Raw genomic sequence first — 18,660 nt, forward strand, 5'->3', positions numbered from 1 at the left:
AATACTTGAATATGGCTCCCAAATCCCATGTTTTTGTAGTGATGGCAATACTTTTTGCCGTGCAAGCTACCTACGCAAATCAATGTGATAATTTTTATTCCAAAGTTACCTATGCGCTCAGTCATGGCAAAAAAGCCATGGATGCGACAAACTTTGAACACCAAATGTATTATGCCGAAAGGGCTTTGACCGCTATGGAAAAAGCTGAATCCTTTATGGCTGATTGTAGTTGTCAAAAAGCAAAGAACAAAACCCTTGACGCTATGGAAACCCTGGAACAGGCTATAGAACCCGCTGACTGGGACACTGGTAGATTCTTTACCAAGAAAGCTTTGGGGGAAATCAACGAGTTGATAACCATAATCGACCAATGCACCCTCGGAACTACCAATGAAGAGACTGTTGAAGTGGAAGAAAGCCCAGAAACAGAAGTGGAAGAAACCGCTTCGGTGGCCTCCATGGAACTAGAGATGATCAAAGTCTTCGAGAAACACGCCGACGATAAACTCCAATCCGCAGAGCAGGCCATTGAACAACTAGTGGAACTTTCCAACTCCATTGGCTCAAGTTCTGGAAATAACCAAGACCCGAACAGTTTGGCAGCTCATCAAAAAGCTTATCTGGAAAAAGCGAAAAAACTGTTGGAGGAAGGAATCAAAAATCTCGGTGGAGAAGAATAATTCCTCCTTTTTTTAACGAATCAATTTTTTGTACTTGATACGCTTGGGCATGATATCCGTTCCCAAGCGTTTCTTTTTGTTCTCTTCGTAATCGGAGAAAGAACCTTCAAAGAAATATACTTGAGAATCACCTTCAAACGCAAGGATGTGCGTACAAATCCTATCCAAGAACCATCTATCGTGGGAAATAATCACTGCACAACCTGCAAAATTCTCCAAACCTTCTTCCAAGGCACGGAGCGTGTTCACATCCAAATCGTTGGTAGGCTCATCCAAAAGGAGCACATTACCCTCTTCCTTTAGCGTCATGGCCAAGTGGAGACGGTTACGTTCACCACCGGAAAGCATATTCACTTTCTTGTTCTGTTCGCTACCAGAGAAATTAAATCGGCTCAGGTATGCTCGTGAATTCACTTGCTTCCCTCCCATCATGATCAATTCCTGGCTATCGCTAAAGTTTTCCCAAATGGTTTTTTCCGGGTCAATATTGGAGTGTGATTGATCCACATAAGCCAACTTCGCCGTCTCACCGACTTCAAATTCACCTTTATCGGGAGTCAATTCTCCCATGATCATTTTAAAAATGGTGGTCTTACCAGCACCGTTGGGACCAATAATGCCCACAATACCTGCTTGTGGCAAATTAAAATTGAGGTCTTCATAGAGCAATTTGTCACCAAAAGCTTTGCTTACACCTTTCGCCTCGATAACATTGGTTCCCAAACGAGGTCCGTTCGGGATATAGATTTCCAACTTTTCCTCTATCTGTTTTTGATCTTGACTGAGGAGTTTGTCATAATTCTTTAAACGGGCCTTTTGTTTGGCCTGTCTGCCTTTGGCACCTTGACGAACCCAATCCAGCTCACGTTCCAAGGTTTTTTGACGCTTGGAAGCCTGTTTGCTTTCTTGCTCCAATCGTTTTGCTTTTTGGTCCAACCAGCTGGAGTAGTTCCCTTTCCATGGAATACCTTCACCGCGATCCAATTCCAAAATCCAACCAGCAACGTTGTCCAAGAAATAACGGTCGTGCGTTACAGCGATAACGGTTCCCTTGTATTGTGCCAAATGATGCTCCAACCAATGTACCGATTCAGCATCCAAGTGGTTGGTGGGCTCATCCAACAATAGTACATCGGGCTCTTTCAATAACAAACGGCACAAGGCCACTCTTCTTCGTTCACCACCGGAAAGTACGCTTATCTTTTTGTCGGATTCTGGTGTACGAAGGGCATCCATCGCAATTTCCAATTTCGTATCCAGTTCCCATGCATTTGCAGCATCAATTTGATCTTGAAGCGCTGCTTGCTTGTCCATCAACTTTTGCATCTTATCGGCATCCTCATACACTTCGGGCAGACCGAACATATCGTTGATTTTATTGTACTCGTCCAAAATGGCCACGGTTTCGGCAACACCTTCCTTAACCACTTCAAGAACGGTTTTGTTCTCATCCAACTGTGGCTCCTGTTCCAAATAACCAACTGAATAACCCGGCGAGAAAACCACATCACCCTGATAGTTTTTATCCACACCCGCGATTATTTTCAACAAGGTGGACTTACCTGAACCGTTCAGACCCAAAATTCCGATTTTGGCCCCGTAGAAAAAGCTTAGGTATATATTTTTAAGTACAGGGGTATTGGCCGTTTTAAAGGTTTTGGTTACCCCAGACATTGAAAAAATGACTTTTTTATCGTCTGACATTTACTGTAAATTAAATTGTTTATGAAAAAGAGGCTACACTCTACCTTTTAAGGCATTGAATACCCAGGCTACGGCAAAAAATCCTATTCCAACAGCAGCAAAGCCCCATCCTGCTACTTCATCATATTTAAAAGCTCCAAGTGCTATCATTCCCAAACCCACCAAAATCATAATCCATGTGGCATAGGCCAGCACTGTGTTCTTATTCATTCCCATTATATTTTTTTCTGAAGAGTTTCAAATATCGTAAAAATAGGGATAATGTAAAGTTATTATTAAGGATTATGTTTCAAATGGAAAGCTAACCCCACATTTTTCCCTTACAGTATCCATCAACTCTGATAAATCCAGACTATTTTGATGCGACCACAGGTCACTCTCGACTTTCTTTTCCTTTAAACACCTATGAACCTCCAAGATTTCGTAATAGTAACCAATTCCAGTTAGAGGCAGGTCAACTTGATTGGTTTCTTCTCCTTTTACTAAAGTAAAGCCATCAGCTTCATGCCATCTTGGGTTTAGGAATACCTCCCCTTTTGTTCCTGAAATTTCTGCTTCCATTTTAGAATTGCTCGTAAAACCACTATAAAGCATAGCTTGAGCATCTGGATAGTCAAAAATCATACTGGTCTGCAATTCCGTTCCATTTTTATGGAATTTGGATGTCGCCAAAATTTCATCTGGCATTCCCAGCAACAGATAGGACAAGAAAATCGGATAAATCCCAATATCAAGAATCGTCCCTGAAGCCAAATTAGGATTCAATAATCTGGAATCTTCATCCCTATCCAGAGCATAAAACGCAAAATCGGCATGGAGATATTTCAGGTCTCCCAAATTCCCAGCATCAACAAGTTGTTTCACTTTTTGGATAGATGGATTAAAACGCGACCACATGGCTTCCATCAAAAAAGCATTGTGTTGCTTCGATGCATTTACCTGTTCCACCACTTCTGCCCTATTGACGCCCATTGGTTTTTCGCACAATACACCAATCCCGTTTTCAAGTGCTTTTAAGGACAACTCCTTATGGAAATTATGGGGAGTGGCAATGTAGACCACATCGACTGTTCCTGATTGGAACAATTCATCATAACTCCCAAATGTATGTTCCACTTTGTATTCATCTGCGAACTCTTTGGCCCGTTCCATTGATCGTGATGCCACTGCAGCAACCTCGGCATCAGGCACAAGCAAAAGGTCCGACACAAATTTCCTGGCAATTTTTCCCGGGCCTACTATGCCCCATCGTATTTTGGTTTCCATATAGTTCAAAAGTAATGATTATAACTCCTTATCTTTAACCAACGAAAAGAATTTAAAGCAGAATGGACATAAACTTCAATAAGAACGAAGACCATAATAAGTTAAAATTATCCGACCTAAAGCGCAGACTGGCCAAGGTAAAGCTCGGTGGCGGAAAAAGCCGTATTGAAAAGCACCATGCCAAAGGTAAAATGACCGCACGGGAACGAATCGATTATTTATTGGACCAGGATGCAGATTCCATTGAAATAGGTGCGTTTGCAGGAGAGGATATGTATGAGGAACACGGCGGGTGTCCCTCTGGAGGTGTTGTAGTTAAGATAGGCTACGTGCAAGGCAAACAATGTGTGGTCGTGGCCAACGACGCTACCGTAAAAGCAGGTGCTTGGTTCCCCATCACGGGAAAGAAAAATCTACGTGCCCAAGAAATTTCCATTGAAAACAGATTGCCCATCATTTATTTGGTGGACAGTGCAGGGGTTTATTTGCCCATGCAAGATGAAATATTCCCAGACAAAGAACATTTTGGACGAATTTTCAGGAACAATGCCGTAATGAGCAGCATGGGAATTACCCAAATTGCCGCTGTAATGGGCAGTTGCGTTGCTGGTGGGGCATACTTGCCCATTATGAGTGACGAAGCTTTGATCGTAGACAAAACGGGAAGCATATTTTTAGCAGGTAGTTATCTGGTAAAAGCTGCCATTGGGGAGTCCATTGACAATGAAACTTTGGGGGGCGCCACAACACACTCCGAAATCAGCGGGGTTACCGATTACAAAGCCAAGGATGATAAAGATGCCCTGGACAAGATCAAAAACATTGTAGACAAAATCGGGGATTTTGACAAGGCTGGATTCAACAGGGTTGAAGCGAAAAAACCAGCGGAGAATCCTGATGATATTTTTGGACTACTGCCCGCATCCCGCAGCGACCAATACGACATGTTGGAAATCATAAAACGTCTGGTCGATGATTCAGAATTTGAACAGTATAAGGAAGGCTATGGACAAACTATTTTAACGGGCTACGCACGTATCGACGGTTGGGCCGTAGGAATCGTTGCCAACCAACGTAAAGTGGTCAAAACCAAAAAGGGCGAAATGCAGTTTGGTGGCGTCATTTACTCCGATTCCGCGGACAAGGCCACCCGATTTATTGCCAATTGCAATCAAAAGAAAATTCCGTTGGTGTTCTTACAAGATGTCACAGGATTTATGGTAGGCAGTAAAAGTGAGCACGGCGGTATTATTAAAGACGGAGCCAAAATGGTAAATGCGGTAAGTAATTCCGTGGTACCCAAATTTACCATTGTAATCGGAAACAGCTACGGCGCTGGAAATTATGCCATGTGCGGCAAAGCCTACGACCCAAGATTGATTGTGGCCTGGCCTAGTGCTGAACTTGCAGTGATGAGTGGAAACTCCGCTGCAAAAGTGCTTTTACAGATTGAAAAAGCCAGTTTGAAGAAAAGTGGCGAATCCGTAGATGCTGAAAAGGAAAAAGAGCTTTTTGATGAAATCAAACAACGCTACGATGACCAAATATCTCCCTACTACGCCGCTGCCCGTCTTTGGACGGATGGCATAATCAATCCATTGGACACCCGCAAATGGATTTCCATGGGGATTGAGGCCGCCAACCATTCCCCTATTGAGAAAAAATTCAATATGGGAGTGCTTCAGGTATAAGGTTTTTAATTCCCTAAATGTGATTTGGGGCGTGGAATCAGTAACAATTCCGTTTGTCTACCATTGATGTACCGGAATCCATCTTCTCCGAAGAAGCCAGGCTCCTCCAACATGATTCGAATGTCCCTATTCCATTCTGGAATATTCACGGTGGCATTCAACTCAATGGCATAAGCGGTATTCGGGTTTAATGGATAGTTCTCTCCATCATCCTTCATCACACCGCCTTGTGCATCCCACATCCCGATAGTGGTTCCTGCAGAGTGCCCATACGTTCCCAGTGGATGGGTATAAATAGATGGTCGCAACCCAGCATCTTTGGCATCTTGCAAGGCTTTGTCCAAAATATCGTTTCCTACCCTGCCCTTGACCATGTTCTGGGTCAAAAAATCCTGTACACGATTACCATCATATAAGGCATTTACCAAAAAGGAAGGTGCTTCTGTTTCTTCTGGTTTCAGCACGTAGGCCAATTCCTGACAGTCGGTGTTCAAACGCAGGTAGGTAATTCCAAAATCACAATGCAATAAATCCCCGCGCTGGATCACAGCTTCATCTGGACGACCTGAAAAGGAATACAAATGACCTACTAATTCCTCGCTGGTACGCTGAATATCCACTGTGGGATGAAACCATGTCTCCAGACCTAAATCCGTTACTTTTTGACGCATCCACCACTCCACTTCGGTGGTCGTGGTCACTCCGGGTGTAATTACTTTTTCTGAAAAAGCCTCCGCGATAATGTCGTGGGTAATGTCCGTCAACTGATTAAAAATGGTCATCTCCCTTGGGGTACGGGTTTCTATCCAACGTACCGCCAATTGCTCTGCAGATACCACTTTGGACCGGTATTTTCTGGGCAGATTCGCCATAAATTCATCATAATCGGTTTTAACCAAACCATCGGCAATATTATGGTCCTTGGAAAAATTAAGTCCGATTTTATCTGGGTTTCGTTCGGTAATCAATTGCATCAACCGTTTCCATTGGTCGGGTTCTTTCTCCTTGTCCCATGCAGAGCTGATACTTTTACCGATGTTGTATCGAGCAACGGCCAATTTATCTATGGTGTTCTTTTCCTTATTCCTATAAAAAAGTAAAATAGTCCTACGTCTTGCATTCAACCACTTGGCTGGCAACATGGTCCGGAGCACTGGGTCTTCGTTATATTCACGGGATATCAATACCCACATATCCAAATCTGCCTCATCCATTAATTGGGGAAGGAGTTCATTAAAACGTTCTTCCAAAATCTCGTCCACCACTCGAGCTCGCTCTACTTCGGGTAGAATTTGTTGTGAGGTTACAATAAAAGGCAAGAGCAGTAGTACTAGTTTGATGGTTTTTCGCATGGTTGATTTTTTCCTGAAATTACGTTTTTGACAGATATAAAAAAAGTGCTCGAAGGCACTTTTTCATAAACTGTTGGCATGTGACTTTACGAGTCGGATAAACTCTGCACGATATCCTTGATTGTCATTTTCAAGCCCTGCCCCTGCCAATTGTACCACATCTTCCAATTCGCTATTATTCGTAAACTGAGATTTTCTTAAATGGAGTCCAAACAAGGCAACAGAAGCTGCGAAGCTAAAATCTGGGGAAATTTGGTCCAATGCATTTTTCACTGTTTTAGTAATCTCCGTACTGGTATCGCCATCTGGTTTTTTATACCTGAACTTAACGGTCAATAGTTCAGTTGTACCACCAGTAGTCGTATTGGAAGTATATTTTAAATCGTGAACGGGTTTCACAAACGGACTTTCGGTGCCTTTTGGAACTATTTCGTAAAGAGCGGTTACCGTATGCCCGCTACCTAATTCTCCTGCATCCTTGGTGTCATCAATAAAATCTTCATCGGCCAGCATTCTGTTTTCATACCCTATCAAACGGTAGGCTCCAACAACCGAAGGATTAAACTCCACTTGTATCTTCACATCTTTGGCTATGGTGTACAGTGTGCCTCCAAATTCTTGACCGAATATTTTTTGGGCTTCTTGCATGGTATCGATATATGCATGGTTTCCATTCCCTTTATCAGCCAATTTCTCCATTTTTGAATCTTTGTAATTTCCCATGCCAAAACCTAAAACAGATAAGAATACGCCTGACTTACGTTTTTCTTCGATAAGTTTTACCATGTCCTTGTCACTGGATGGCCCTACATTAAAATCGCCGTCGGTAGCCAAAATCACCCTGTTGTTCCCATTTTTAATGAAATTTTTACTGGCCAGTTTATAAGCTAACTCAATTCCTGCACCTCCAGCTGTGGAACCTCCTGAATGCAAATTCTCCAAAGCCTTTGTAATTTCCATTTTCTTATCCCCTCGTGTGGGTTCCAGAACCACTCCAGCTGCACCGGCATATACCACAATGGAAACCTTATCCTTTTCACGTAATTGATTTACCAATAGTTTGAATGCGGATTTTAGCAAGGGTAATTTATTGGCACTCCCCATGGAACCTGAAACATCTATCAAAAATGTAAGGTTCGACGCTGGTAATTCTTCATTCTGATAAGTTTTACCTTGTAAACCAATGCGTACCAATTGGGTATCCTTGTTCCATGGTGTCTGAACCACTTCTGTGTTTATGGAGAACGGATGTTCTTTGGGTTGTGGATAGGAATAATTGAAATAATTAATCATTTCTTCCACTTTAACGGCATCCACAGGTATTTGTTGACCGTTGTTGATCATTCTGCGAATATTACTGTAGGATGCTTTGTCCACATCTATGGAAAAAGTGGAAAGCGGGCTCAAAGAGACATGCTCGAATTGGTTTTCAGTGATCTCGGCATATTTTTCATCATTTTGGATCTGATAGTTCCCTTGTTTGGTTGTGATTACGATACAGCCATTTTTAGCCGATGACCCAAACAAGCTTCTTGCTTTGGCTCCCTTGTAGAAATTGATTTTGTCTATTTTGGAAGGGTCTAACTGAGCTATTACCGTATTATTTTGCTTTCGTATCGGTGTGCCATCCACAATATAAAGAGGCTCATTTCCAGCTTTGATGGATGCTTTACCCCTTATTTTCATAAAACTTACCTCTTCAGCAACTTGGACCCCAGCCGCATTACCCTGCAATGCATGGGCTATGGATTGATGGTAGGCTTTCTGTTTTCTACGTTTGATTTGGGCTGGCGACGCTACAGACTGTATCGCATATCCCGTGGCCCTATTCTGTCTTGATGTGCCATATCCAACAACTACAACCTCTTCCAAAGCCGCACTACTTTCCTCCAATTGTACATTGATTGTTTTGTTCACCCCTATTTTGACCTCTTTGGATTTAAATCCTATATAGGAAAAAATCAAGGTCTGGCCCTGATAAGCCACTACGCTATATTGTCCATCAAAATCGGTTTGAGTACCCTTCGTGGTTTCTTTTACCATAACATTGACCCCAGGCAGTGGAGCGTTATCCGAATCCGTAACCACACCGGTTACAGTATTTTGTTGTGCAGCAATCTGAAAAGAAATTGCTAGCAGAAAAAGTAAAACTTGATTTTTCATAATTGATACGGTTTTTAGATTTATAGCTAACCTAGTACCAATCATGTAGGTAGAAAAGTTGGAATTAGTCAGTGAGCAATTATAGCAAGTGAACTGTCCATAAGAGTTAGTTTACTTGATTTGCTCCAAGGTTTTTTTACGGTCCACCTTCTTAGTTGAAGTCTCTTCAAAGGTTTTTACAGAGTAAACCGCTTTAGGTACCTCGTATTTTGATAGACTCTTTAGCTGTTTAATGGTCTGAAGCAGTTTTCCGTTGTTGACTGATTCGTCTTCAACAATCAATATCAACTTCTGGCCCAAGGTATCATCGGGCAGCCCTGCTACAAAAAAACGGGATTGAATGAGACTGGACAACTTGTCCTCAATTTTCTCAGGCACCAATTTAACCCCTCCCGAATTGATGATGGAATCATATCTACCCAACCAATTAAATTGATTTTCACCTATTAATTCCACCAAATCATTCGTGATTATTTTCTCATCCGAAATGTTTGGGGCATCAATCACTAGACATCCTCTATCATCTAGTGAAACAGCAACATTCGGCAAGGCTTCAAAATAACTAGTTGATTCCGCATTAATTCGCTTTACGGCAATATGCGTAATAGTCTCCGTCATCCCATAGGTTTCATAAGCATGAACGGATAGTTCGGCAAGTGCTCTTCTTAAACTCAAATCCACTGGGGCTCCGCCAACGATAAGCTGTTTAATTCTGTCCATGGTATCTAACAAATTTTGAACCTGAAGTGGTACCATGGCCACAAAATCATAAGTTTTATCGTTGTTTGGCAATGGGGTCGAAGAGGGTTCCACGTAATCCAAATGCAGACCGAGAACCATAGCCCGGACCAACATCATTTTACCTGCAATTCCAGTGCAGGGCAAGCATAACAGCGCTTTTTGCTTGGGTTTCAATCCAAAATACGCTCCAGTGGCCAATGCTGAATTGACCATGTGCTCTTTTTTAAGTGTGATGGTTTTCGGATTTCCTGTAGACCCAGAGGTTTGAACGTTCAAAGTTGAAGCGTCCGAAGTCCAATCACATAAAAAGTCGCCTATCGATTTTTCAAAAGGTTCCCCTTCTATTGACAGGTATTGCCCTATTTTGACAAGCTCTTTTGTTGAAAACCGTATGCCGTTAAGTCTAAAATCGGGATGAATGTTATGCCAAGTCGGATTCGCCATCGGTCAATGCTACAAATTCTTCTTTGGACAATACGCGTCCAAAAAGTTTTTCCTTCCAGTTGTTCCAACCATACTTTTTGGAAAAAACAAACAGCAAAATAGGATAAATCACAAACACGGGAATAAGAACATCCCACCCCAGTACAGGTTCCGAAACATCTTTATAAAGGGAATTGGTGCGGAAAGCGGTCCAATCCGCAGTAACGAGTATCGCCGTGAAAAAATTATTGGCAGCGTGGAAACCCAAGGGCAATTCCAATCCTTCATCCATCAGGGTCAAAATACCCAGAAAAAAACCAGTCCCTATATAATAGACCAAAATGCCGTAGCCGAGTTTTTCCACTTCGGGGTTTACAATGTGTAGCAAACCAAACAATGTGGAACTGATTATAAACGGTAACCACCTGTTTTTGGCGGCTATCCCAATGCCCTGCATCAGATACCCTCTTGTAAAATATTCCTCAAAACTGGTTTGTATGGGAATCATAACAATGGATATGAGCAATAAAATTAAAAAAGGTACGGGTTTGAATTGAAACTCATAATTTTCGGGGGACATATAAATGTCCAAAAACACCAAGGACACGGAAACGATTCCCCAAAGCGTAAAAGCAAAAATTATCCTCTTCCAATCAATTTTTTTTCTGGAAGTGGTAAAATTCTTGATGGATAATTTATGAATGAATTTTACCGCAACCCATAAACTTATCATGGCCACTACAAACATGAGCAGTATCAAAAAAAAGAACATATTTAGTCCGAGGGAGTCGGCCATTGCACCGTAGTCTGAGTCCATGAGGGCTTGAGGACCGCTTTTGAGCATGACCGCAAATACCAAGGGAACCCCTCCAAGCAGTTGCCATCCAATAAAAATTATAATAAAACCGATTAAATACCGCCAACCATCGGACAGCCCTTTGTATGCTTGTTCTATGTACATATTTCTTGTATTAAATCCATATTCCAGACATTACCCTGCCTGTAAAAAATTTGACCCTTCGACACTTCCAAAGGGCTGTCGATATTATTTGTAAAAAGGCTTCCTGTTCCCAAACCTTGGGGCATTGTAGTGCCCAAAGCGTATGTGAATTGGGCTATGGCATTGAGGCCTATATTACTTTCCAACGCACTGGTAATCCACCAGCCGATATCTTGCTTTTCCGCCAAAGCTATCCATTCTTTGCAACCTTGTATTCCACCAATCAGACTTGGTTTCAATATAATGTATTGCGGTTGTATGGTTTGTAGTAGTTTCTCTTTTTCTGTTACATCAAAAATTCCGATTAATTCCTCATCCAACGCAATGGGCAGTGGTGTTTTTTCGCAGAGCTTGGCCATTTCCTCCCACTGACCTGCCTTTATGGGTTGCTCTATGGAATGTAACTTAAACTTTGATAAACGCTCCAGCTTTTGCACAGCTTCTTCAGGTAAGAAAGCACCGTTGGCGTCTACTCGGAGTTCAATTTCTTCTGGCGAAAAATTATCCCGAATGGATTTGAGTATTGCCATTTCCTTTTCAAAATCGATAGCACCGATTTTCATTTTGATACAACCAAAACCATCTTTCAACTTTTGCTCCAATTGTTTGAGCATGTAAGCTTCATCTCCCATCCAAATAAGGCCATTTATGGGTATTGGCGATTCATTTTGGGTAAAATCGGACGGAAAAAGTTCGAATGGATTCTTCGATTGCAAAGACAAAAATGCTTGCTCTAATCCAAACTGAATGGATGGATATTCACGTAAATCATTCAACAAAGCATCCTTTCCCAAATGGATGTTGTCACAGGCCCAAGCAAGCCGTTGCTCATAATCCGGGATATCATCGACACTTAAACCTCTGAGTATCCCGCACTCCCCTATGCCAAATGCATCATCATTTTTTAGGATAATGTACCAGGTTTCTTTTTGGGTCATTATCCCGCGCGAAGTGCCACTGGGAACCTTAAAATCGAGGATGTACTTATTGTAGTTTGCTTTCATGAAGTAGGCCAAATTTAAGTATATTTTGAATCTAAAACAGTACTTATGGGAAGTATCCATGGAAAAACCATTTGGATCACGGGCGCGTCCTCAGGAATAGGCAAGAGTTTGGCACTGGCACTCAGTTCCAACTCCTGCAATTTGATTCTTTCCTCAAGAAGGGAAGAAGAACTCATCAAGGTAAAAGCATTATGTGGTAACACGGACAACATTTCTATTTTGCCTTTGGATCTTAAAAATCACAAAGAGATGGAAATACTTATCCAAAAGGCCATTTCCTTTTATGGTACAATCGATATTTTAGTAAACAATGCCGGAATCAGTCAACGCTCTTTGATCAAGGATACCCAATTGGAAGTCTACAAGCAATTAATGGACATCAACTACTTGGGAACCGTAGCCCTGTCCAAAGCGATTTTACCGCATTTCATCACAAACAAAACAGGGCATTTTGTAACGGTTACCAGTCTCATGGGAAAGTTTGGTTCTCCCTATCGTTCTGGTTATTGTGGGGCTAAACATGCCCTTCATGGTTTTTTTGATGTTATGCGCATGGAACACGAAAAAGATGGTGTCAAAGTAACCCTGGTGTGCCCTGGTTTTGTTCAGACCGATGTGGCCAAAAACGCATTGACGGCAGATGGTTCTGCACAAAAGAATGATGATGTGGCCACCCAGAATGGTATCACACCTGCTTTGGCGGCCAAAAAGATGATTTCTGCCATTGAAAAGGAGAAGTTTGAAGTATACGTGGGAGGAAAAGAGGTGAAAGGAATCTATTTGAAGCGTTTTTTCCCGAAACTATTGCACAAAATGGTATTGAAGAGTCAGGTTCGGTAAATCAACTGAAATTGAACCAGAACCGTACCCCTTCCACATTTCTATCCACATTCAATTTGGATTGAAGCTGATTTACCAATCGGTTGATCAATCGAATTCCCATGGAAGAGTGTGAGCGCTCATCAGTGTCTTCAGGTAGTCCCACCCCGTTATCGGTATATTCAAAATACCCTTGGTCTCCGTTTTTACGCAAATGGATATAAATTTTACCGTTCTCATCATTTTCAGGAAAGGCATACTTGAAGGAATTGGATACGAGCTCGTTCAAAATCAAACCAAATGGAATGGCACGGTCAATGTCCAACTCGGTTCCTTCGGCATCAATGGTAATACTGATGTTGTGCCCACCCTTTTTGTAAACGGATTGTACGCTATTGATCAAACTTTCAATATAGCCTTGCATCTCAATAACCGAAAGGTCATCATTCTGATATAACTTTTGATGAATCAGTGCCATGGCCTTTACCCTGCTCTTACCTTCTTCCAAGGCCACAATAGCAGCCTTACTTCGGGTATTTTTGGTCTGTAGGCTCAACAAACTGGAAACCATTTGCAGATTGTTCTTTACCCTGTGGTGGATTTCCTTTAAAAGGGAGTCTTTTTCGACAAGTGAGTTTTCAATAATATGTTTTTGCTCGGCGATCAATCGTTGGTTTTTGATACTTTTCAAATACGCATAAACCAAACCTGCAAATCCCAAAAGGGTAAATATCAATGAAATAAACACCAGATTGATTCGCTCATCTTTGGCCTTCATCTCACTACGGGCCAATTCGTTTATTCGCTTTTGTTCATCTATCAACCTTTGCGAATTCTCCAAGTTCTTATTGGCTACAATGGTTACCAATTGCTGTTTTATGATGGTCGATTGCTTCTCTGCCAAGGAGTCTTCTATCCTTTCATTGCGTTTGTAGTACGCTGTTGCGTTCTTGTAACTTTCTATTTTATCATAATAGGCAGCCAATAGGCTGTTCCTTTTTATGGTTTGAAGAACACTGATGTTGTCAAACTCTTGATCAAGTATTGTTTTTGCTTTTGAAAAAGCATCTTCCTGTAGATTGGCTTCGGCTAAAAACAAAGAGTTTTCCACCACTTCACTTTGGTCCGCATTGCTCGCGGATGTTTTTAATATTTTGATGCTTTCCTCCAGTAACGGTATGGCCGTCTCATACTCACCCAATTCTACATGACATTTGGCAATACCGCCATCTATACGGGCCTTGAGCAATTCGGCCTCAAAAATGTCACTTTCACTGTTTTGAATGGAGACATCGTTAAGGTAAACATTCAAATATCCTTTGGCTTTGTTCAATTCCTTAAGTGCAGTTGGAGCAGAATCGTCCAATCGAAGGTAGTTACCCATTTTGGTATGGTACTTGGCCAACGCATAGGAATCATTGTCCGCAATGGTGGGTTTTACCTCTTGGGCATATTGTTGCCACGCTTCCCTGTACAACCCCAAATTGCTATAAATATCGTAGAAAGCAACGTTCTCCGTAATACCCAATTCACGCTTTTCTTCCCGAATTTCTATTTGCTTATCATAGAGTTGAAGGTTAGCATAATTATTGTCGAGCACGTCGAGTATTACTTTTTGGTAGGCTATATCAAAAGAGTCCTTGGCATCCATCAATTCCTTGGCGAGGACGGTACTCTTGTCGTATTCGCCCAAATCGTTGTAGACCTGCGCTTGCATGATTTGGTAGAGACGGGATGCAATGGTATCCTCTGTTTTTTCGGCATTGGCCAGATAGATTTTGATGGTATCCAACCAATCATAGGCAGAATTCACATTGTACCTGTCCAAAGAATTGAAAAAGACCTGGAACCGCTGAGCGGGTTGGTCGGTATCCTGAAATTCCTTCAGGACACTTTCCTCTTCTCCATCAATACTCTGTGCCGTTGTTGTGGAAAGAAATACAAAATATATCGCGGTAAATAAAAATCTTACGTAACGTCCCATTAATTTAATTGATACAGCGTCCTTGGCATTTACCAAAGACTCTATATTATTATCGTGCCCTTTTTTCCTTTATTGCCCCCGATACCAAATCAATTCAAAAAACGGAACTTATGCTGATTTGCAACGTATGGGGTACATAAAGAACGCTAGTTTAGCCACAAAATTAAATCTCAAGATAGAGACTTGACCGTTATTGTTGTGAAAGTGCCCTATTCTGTTGTGAAATGACAACTGGCGTATGCCAAGTGGCATTTTATCGATGTTTTGTGCCGTTTGTGGAGTTTTGCTCTAAACACGGAGCTTCTAAAATTGAAAAAGGCCCTGCTTTTTACAACAAGACCCTTTTACGAGAACACTATATGAAAATGAAAAAATTACTTTCTGAATTATTAACACTGCTAAAGTATGGCTGTTCTTCGAAGCTGTGAAAATATTGTTGCGAATGTCCCCAAAGTTGTGGTCTTCCCCTTTCATAAGTGTTGTGGCACAAAAAAAGCGCCTTTGAAGGGCGCTTATATATACTATTTTGTATCTGATAAACTAGCTGTTCATCGACGATAGAATAAATTCTTTAAAGTCTTTGGAAATCGGAATCAAGTTATTGTTGATCATAATGTCCTTGGAGTTGATGGCATCGATATGGTCCACATTCACAATGTATGACTTATGTGCTCTGTAAAATTTGTTCTTCGGTAACTTTTCCAAATAATCCTTTAACGGGGAACGTACCAAAAACTTTTTATCGGCTGTATTGACCTCCAAATAAACATTATCCGCCTTAATGAATTGGATATCGGTAAACTGTATTCGGTAATACAGATGTTGTTTCTTCACAAAAATGGAATCCTTGAGCACGGAGTTTGAAGTGATTTCGTCCGCTGCGTCATCATCATCAACCTTTTGAACACCTTTCTTCTCATAATTGAAGTTGGACAGTGCAATTTCAATGGAAGTATACAAATCCTGCTGCTCAAAAGGCTTTACCAAATAACCATCCGGCTTTACCGTTTTGGCATTTTCCACTGTGGCGCGGTCGGAGTTGGAGGTAACAAATATAAACGGGATGTTGTAGGTATCACGAATGTGCTTACCAAGGTCGATACCTGTTTTGTCCGAAGCCAAAATGATGTCAATCAATACAAGATCAACATGGTTGTTTTTCAATACATCTACGGCCTGTTCATACACAATAACATTGTCCACGATTTCATAGCCGATTTCCTCTAGCATGGATTGCATGTCATCTGCAATAATGACATTATCCTCTACGATTAAAATTTTTATCGGATGTTCCAAGTTCCTTTACGTTTATTTGGTTGTAAATCAAATTTACAAAAAAATATTAACAGAAATTAAGAATAATAACGCCAATAAAAAAGTGCTCAATGCTACTTTTTTTAATTCAGCATCCAAATCCCCAGGGTTTTGGGTTAGCATCACTTTTCGCAAATGAATCAATAAAGGAACAAAGGCCAGCATAAAGAAAGATGCTTTCCAGCCAAAGTTTTCCAACCAAAGGAATAATACAAAACAAACCAAGGCCATCAATATCAAGAAGGAATGATACCGTTTTCCATTATCGAACCCCATTTTGACCACCATAGTGATTTTACCGTGCTTTTTATCGGAAACCACATCCCTCAAATTGTTCAAATTCAATACCCCAACACATAAAAAACCAATGGCAACCGCTGGTAAAACAGCATTCCAGCCCAACGATTTGGTGTAGAGGAACATGCTTCCCAACACGCCCAATAGTCCGAAGAAAAGAAAAACAAATAGGTCACCCATACCTCTGTACCCATACGCATTGGAGCCTACGGTGTATTTTATTGCTGCCCAAATGCTCAACAGGCCGAGTACAAAAAATAACAGTATGTAGAAGAAGTTTTCCAAACCAAAAGCCGAATAAATCAGGGCCAAGGCAATCAACATACTGATGATAATGGAAATGATTATCCCCTTTTTGAGAGAGCTTCTTGTTATGGAACCACTTTGAATGGCTCTTGCTGGCCCTATACGATCCTCATTATCGGTTCCCTTTACCCCATCCCCATAGTCGTTGGCAAAATTGGAGGTAACCTGAAAGCCAACCGTGGTCAGCAAGGCCAATGTAAATAGTAGCCAATCAAACTGGTTTTCCATTACGGCCAATGCCGTTCCTGCTATAATTCCGGATAAAGAAAGTGGAAGTGTGCGAAGTCTAGCAGCTTGTACCCAAGCCTTTGTGTTTCCCAAGATTAATACGGATCTTCTATTTTAACTCTTTGGCCATCTTGGTAAGATGCCACGAATGCATCTTGGAATCCCATTTGTACCAATTGTTTTCTGAACTTCTGTGCTTCTTCCAAGGTTTCAAAATTACCCAAGGAATAAGCATAAAAAGGGTTCGTCTTCACAAAAAGAGTGTTGGTCAATGCCTCTGAGGCTAAAGTCACATTGTTTTCAACAAAGGATTTTACCTGTACGGAATAGATTTTTTCTTTGTTCAAAAACTCTTTGGCCAAGTAGAACTCCCTCACCAAGCTCAACTCTTCATTTTGATCCCTAAGATTGTCTATTCGTGCTTTGATCACATCCAAACTATCAATGGAAACAAGTACATTACTTTGATTATCAAAAGATTGCTTACTACTAAGCCCTGCGGTAAACGATGTAATAGCCAAAGTTCCAATGACAAACAGACCAACAAAACCTAGAAGAATGTTTCGTTGCAGTTTGATTTTACGCAGGTCTTTATTCTTATATTTTATCTGATCGAGAAGTCTTTCGTTGATAATCTGGGCCTTGTCTATATCCTTATGAAGGTCCAACAAATCGCTTTCTTCAATAAAAGGCATATTGTGAAGGGGTTATAATTATGTGCTATGCTAAATGCATAACAACCAATAAGTTAATCTGAATCCCTACAAAAATAAAATATTTACCTAAAGAAAAAAACTTTACAGCCCTAAAGCTTGCAAGAATCAAGCCTTGACGGACATTTTTCCATTACAGCATGTGTATACCATCATCCTGAATATTGATTTTTCTCTGACGGTACAAAATACCCACACCTTTTTTAAAGGCCTTTTTGCTCAAATGCAGGGTTTTCTTGATTTCTTCTGGAGATGATTTGTCGTGCAAGGGCAAAAAACCTCCGTTCTCTACGAGTTTATCCAAAATCATTTTGGCCGTGGGCTCCAGCATTTTGGCACCAATGGGCTGTAGGGAAATATCTATCTTTTTGTCCTCCCTTACATTTTTGACGAACCCTCTTAAACGGTCTCCAACAGTTACAGGTTTAAAAATGTCACTATCAAAAATGAGTCCTTTGTGACGGTCATCCACAATAACCTCCCACCCCAAAGGGGTTTTTCTATGCACCAACAAATCAACAGGGTCGTTCTGTTCATAGGTGACGTCCTCGTTGGACAAAAACTTGTCCACCCTACTGGATCCGGTCAAGCGCATACTCTCTTCGTCCATATAGCAATGTACAATGTACTTATTGCCTTCTTCCATACGCTGGGACTGTTCCCTAAATGGAACAAGCAGGTGTTTTTCCAGACCCCAATCCATGAAGGCTCCATATGCCCCCACTTCTACCACTTCCAGACAAGCAAAGCCATTACGTATTATTTTTGGCTCCAAGGTCGTAGATATAGGACGTTCGGCATTGTCCAAGTAACAAAATACCTCCATTTCCTGGTCAATCTGAAAATCTTCGGGGACATATTTGTTGGGCAATAGAATTTCCGTGCCTTCATCGTCTCCTAAAAAAAGTCCTATACTGGTGCTCCTGAGCACCTTAAGGGTATTGTAGTTTCCCAATTCTATCATTTGGCAAAGGT

16 protein-coding genes are annotated in these 18,660 nt (G+C 41.3%); 3 read left to right on the forward strand and 13 right to left on the reverse strand.

The genetic code is table 11. The features are described 5' to 3' along the window. Positions 1–11: 11 nt before the first annotated feature. A complete protein-coding gene (locus EO132_RS16055) occupies positions 12–680 on the forward strand; it encodes a hypothetical protein (RefSeq protein WP_127138835.1) in 669 nt (222 codons plus the stop codon). Between the two features lie 12 nt (positions 681–692). Here the strand turns inward: EO132_RS16055 and ettA are convergent, their stop codons facing one another. The 3 genes from ettA to EO132_RS16065 form a co-directional block, all read right to left on the reverse strand. Then, positions 693–2,384, reverse strand: coding sequence for an energy-dependent translational throttle protein EttA (ettA, locus tag EO132_RS16060; protein ID WP_127138836.1), 1,692 nt, complete (start codon positions 2,382–2,384; stop codon positions 693–695). 33 nt (positions 2,385–2,417) lie between these two features. Further along, a complete protein-coding gene (locus EO132_RS19355; protein WP_041801594.1) occupies positions 2,418–2,600 on the reverse strand; it encodes a CAL67264 family membrane protein in 183 nt (60 codons plus the stop codon). Positions 2,601–2,666: 66 nt separating this feature from the next. Next, on the reverse strand, positions 2,667–3,650 hold the full coding sequence (locus tag EO132_RS16065; protein WP_127138837.1) for a Gfo/Idh/MocA family protein: 984 nt from the start codon (positions 3,648–3,650) through the stop codon (positions 2,667–2,669). Positions 3,651–3,712: 62 nt separating this feature from the next. Here EO132_RS16065 and EO132_RS16070 point away from each other — a divergent pair, with 62 nt between their 5' ends. Then, on the forward strand, positions 3,713–5,341 hold the full coding sequence (locus EO132_RS16070) for an acyl-CoA carboxylase subunit beta (protein WP_127138838.1): 1,629 nt from the start codon (positions 3,713–3,715) through the stop codon (positions 5,339–5,341). Between the two features lie 5 nt (positions 5,342–5,346). On the opposite strand, the gene EO132_RS16075 is transcribed toward EO132_RS16070, so the two are convergent. The 5 genes from EO132_RS16075 to EO132_RS16095 all read right to left on the reverse strand — a co-directional run bounded on the left by EO132_RS16075 (position 5,347) and on the right by EO132_RS16095 (position 12,024). After that, entirely contained in the window at positions 5,347–6,693 is a 1,347-nt protein-coding gene (locus EO132_RS16075; protein WP_127138839.1) for a M24 family metallopeptidase, read from the reverse strand. A gap of 63 nt (positions 6,694–6,756) precedes the next feature. Further along, positions 6,757–8,856, reverse strand: coding sequence for a VWA domain-containing protein (locus tag EO132_RS16080; RefSeq protein WP_127138840.1), 2,100 nt, complete (start codon positions 8,854–8,856; stop codon positions 6,757–6,759). Positions 8,857–8,967: 111 nt separating this feature from the next. Further along, complete coding sequence (locus EO132_RS16085; RefSeq protein WP_127138841.1) at positions 8,968–10,041, reverse strand: AMP-binding protein; 1,074 nt, start codon at positions 10,039–10,041, stop codon at positions 8,968–8,970. Next, entirely contained in the window at positions 10,019–10,981 is a 963-nt protein-coding gene (locus EO132_RS16090) for a CPBP family intramembrane glutamic endopeptidase (RefSeq protein ID WP_127138842.1), read from the reverse strand. The genes EO132_RS16085 and EO132_RS16090 overlap by 23 nt, the downstream gene beginning before the upstream one ends. Further along, positions 10,972–12,024 carry an o-succinylbenzoate synthase gene (locus tag EO132_RS16095; RefSeq protein ID WP_127138843.1) on the reverse strand — a complete coding sequence of 351 codons (1,053 nt, stop codon included), beginning with the start codon at positions 12,022–12,024 and terminating at the stop codon, positions 10,972–10,974. The genes EO132_RS16090 and EO132_RS16095 overlap by 10 nt, the downstream gene beginning before the upstream one ends. Positions 12,025–12,069: 45 nt before the next feature. Between EO132_RS16095 and EO132_RS16100 the strand changes: the two genes are divergently transcribed. After that, on the forward strand, positions 12,070–12,864 hold the full coding sequence (locus EO132_RS16100; RefSeq protein WP_127138844.1) for an SDR family oxidoreductase: 795 nt from the start codon (positions 12,070–12,072) through the stop codon (positions 12,862–12,864). A 1-nt stretch (position 12,865) separates the two neighbouring features. Here the strand turns inward: EO132_RS16100 and EO132_RS16105 are convergent, their stop codons facing one another. From EO132_RS16105 to EO132_RS16125, 5 genes are all read right to left on the reverse strand, one after another. Then, positions 12,866–14,827, reverse strand: coding sequence for a sensor histidine kinase (locus EO132_RS16105; RefSeq protein ID WP_127138845.1), 1,962 nt, complete (start codon positions 14,825–14,827; stop codon positions 12,866–12,868). A gap of 540 nt (positions 14,828–15,367) precedes the next feature. Further along, entirely contained in the window at positions 15,368–16,123 is a 756-nt protein-coding gene (locus EO132_RS16110; protein WP_127138846.1) for a LytR/AlgR family response regulator transcription factor, read from the reverse strand. A gap of 33 nt (positions 16,124–16,156) precedes the next feature. Continuing rightward, positions 16,157–17,065 carry a 1,4-dihydroxy-2-naphthoate octaprenyltransferase gene (gene menA, locus EO132_RS16115; protein ID WP_127138847.1) on the reverse strand — a complete coding sequence of 303 codons (909 nt, stop codon included), beginning with the start codon at positions 17,063–17,065 and terminating at the stop codon, positions 16,157–16,159. Positions 17,066–17,067: 2 nt separating this feature from the next. After that, complete coding sequence (locus EO132_RS16120; protein ID WP_127138848.1) at positions 17,068–17,667, reverse strand: SPOR domain-containing protein; 600 nt, start codon at positions 17,665–17,667, stop codon at positions 17,068–17,070. Positions 17,668–17,818: 151 nt separating this feature from the next. Beyond that, complete coding sequence (locus EO132_RS16125) at positions 17,819–18,649, reverse strand: CvfB family protein (RefSeq protein WP_127138849.1); 831 nt, start codon at positions 18,647–18,649, stop codon at positions 17,819–17,821. Positions 18,650–18,660: the final 11 nt, after the last annotated feature.

Origin of the sequence: Flagellimonas oceanensis (assembly GCF_003992595.1) — a bacterium.
Taxonomy (GTDB): Bacteria; Bacteroidota; Bacteroidia; order Flavobacteriales; family Flavobacteriaceae; genus Flagellimonas; species Flagellimonas oceanensis.

Bases quoted from the DNA above. Each gene is read 5' to 3' on its own strand.
- EO132_RS16065 (WP_127138837.1), bottom strand. From the start codon at position 3,650: ATGGAAACCAAAATACGATGGGGCATAGTAGGCCCGGGAAAAATTGCC.
- EO132_RS19355 (WP_041801594.1), bottom strand. From the start codon at position 2,600: ATGGGAATGAATAAGAACACAGTGCTGGCCTATGCCACATGGATTATG.
- EO132_RS16120 (WP_127138848.1), bottom strand. From the start codon at position 17,667: ATGCCTTTTATTGAAGAAAGCGATTTGTTGGACCTTCATAAGGATATA.
- EO132_RS16125 (WP_127138849.1), bottom strand. From the start codon at position 18,649: ATGATAGAATTGGGAAACTACAATACCCTTAAGGTGCTCAGGAGCACC.
- ettA (WP_127138836.1), bottom strand. From the start codon at position 2,384: ATGTCAGACGATAAAAAAGTCATTTTTTCAATGTCTGGGGTAACCAAA.
- EO132_RS16105 (WP_127138845.1), bottom strand. From the start codon at position 14,827: ATGGGACGTTACGTAAGATTTTTATTTACCGCGATATATTTTGTATTT.
- EO132_RS16075 (WP_127138839.1), bottom strand. From the start codon at position 6,693: ATGCGAAAAACCATCAAACTAGTACTACTGCTCTTGCCTTTTATTGTA.
- EO132_RS16080 (WP_127138840.1), bottom strand. From the start codon at position 8,856: ATGAAAAATCAAGTTTTACTTTTTCTGCTAGCAATTTCTTTTCAGATT.
- EO132_RS16100 (WP_127138844.1), top strand. From the start codon at position 12,070: ATGGGAAGTATCCATGGAAAAACCATTTGGATCACGGGCGCGTCCTCA.
- EO132_RS16055 (WP_127138835.1), top strand. From the start codon at position 12: ATGGCTCCCAAATCCCATGTTTTTGTAGTGATGGCAATACTTTTTGCC.
- EO132_RS16070 (WP_127138838.1), top strand. From the start codon at position 3,713: ATGGACATAAACTTCAATAAGAACGAAGACCATAATAAGTTAAAATTA.
- EO132_RS16095 (WP_127138843.1), bottom strand. From the start codon at position 12,024: ATGAAAGCAAACTACAATAAGTACATCCTCGATTTTAAGGTTCCCAGT.
- EO132_RS16090 (WP_127138842.1), bottom strand. From the start codon at position 10,981: ATGTACATAGAACAAGCATACAAAGGGCTGTCCGATGGTTGGCGGTAT.
- EO132_RS16085 (WP_127138841.1), bottom strand. From the start codon at position 10,041: ATGGCGAATCCGACTTGGCATAACATTCATCCCGATTTTAGACTTAAC.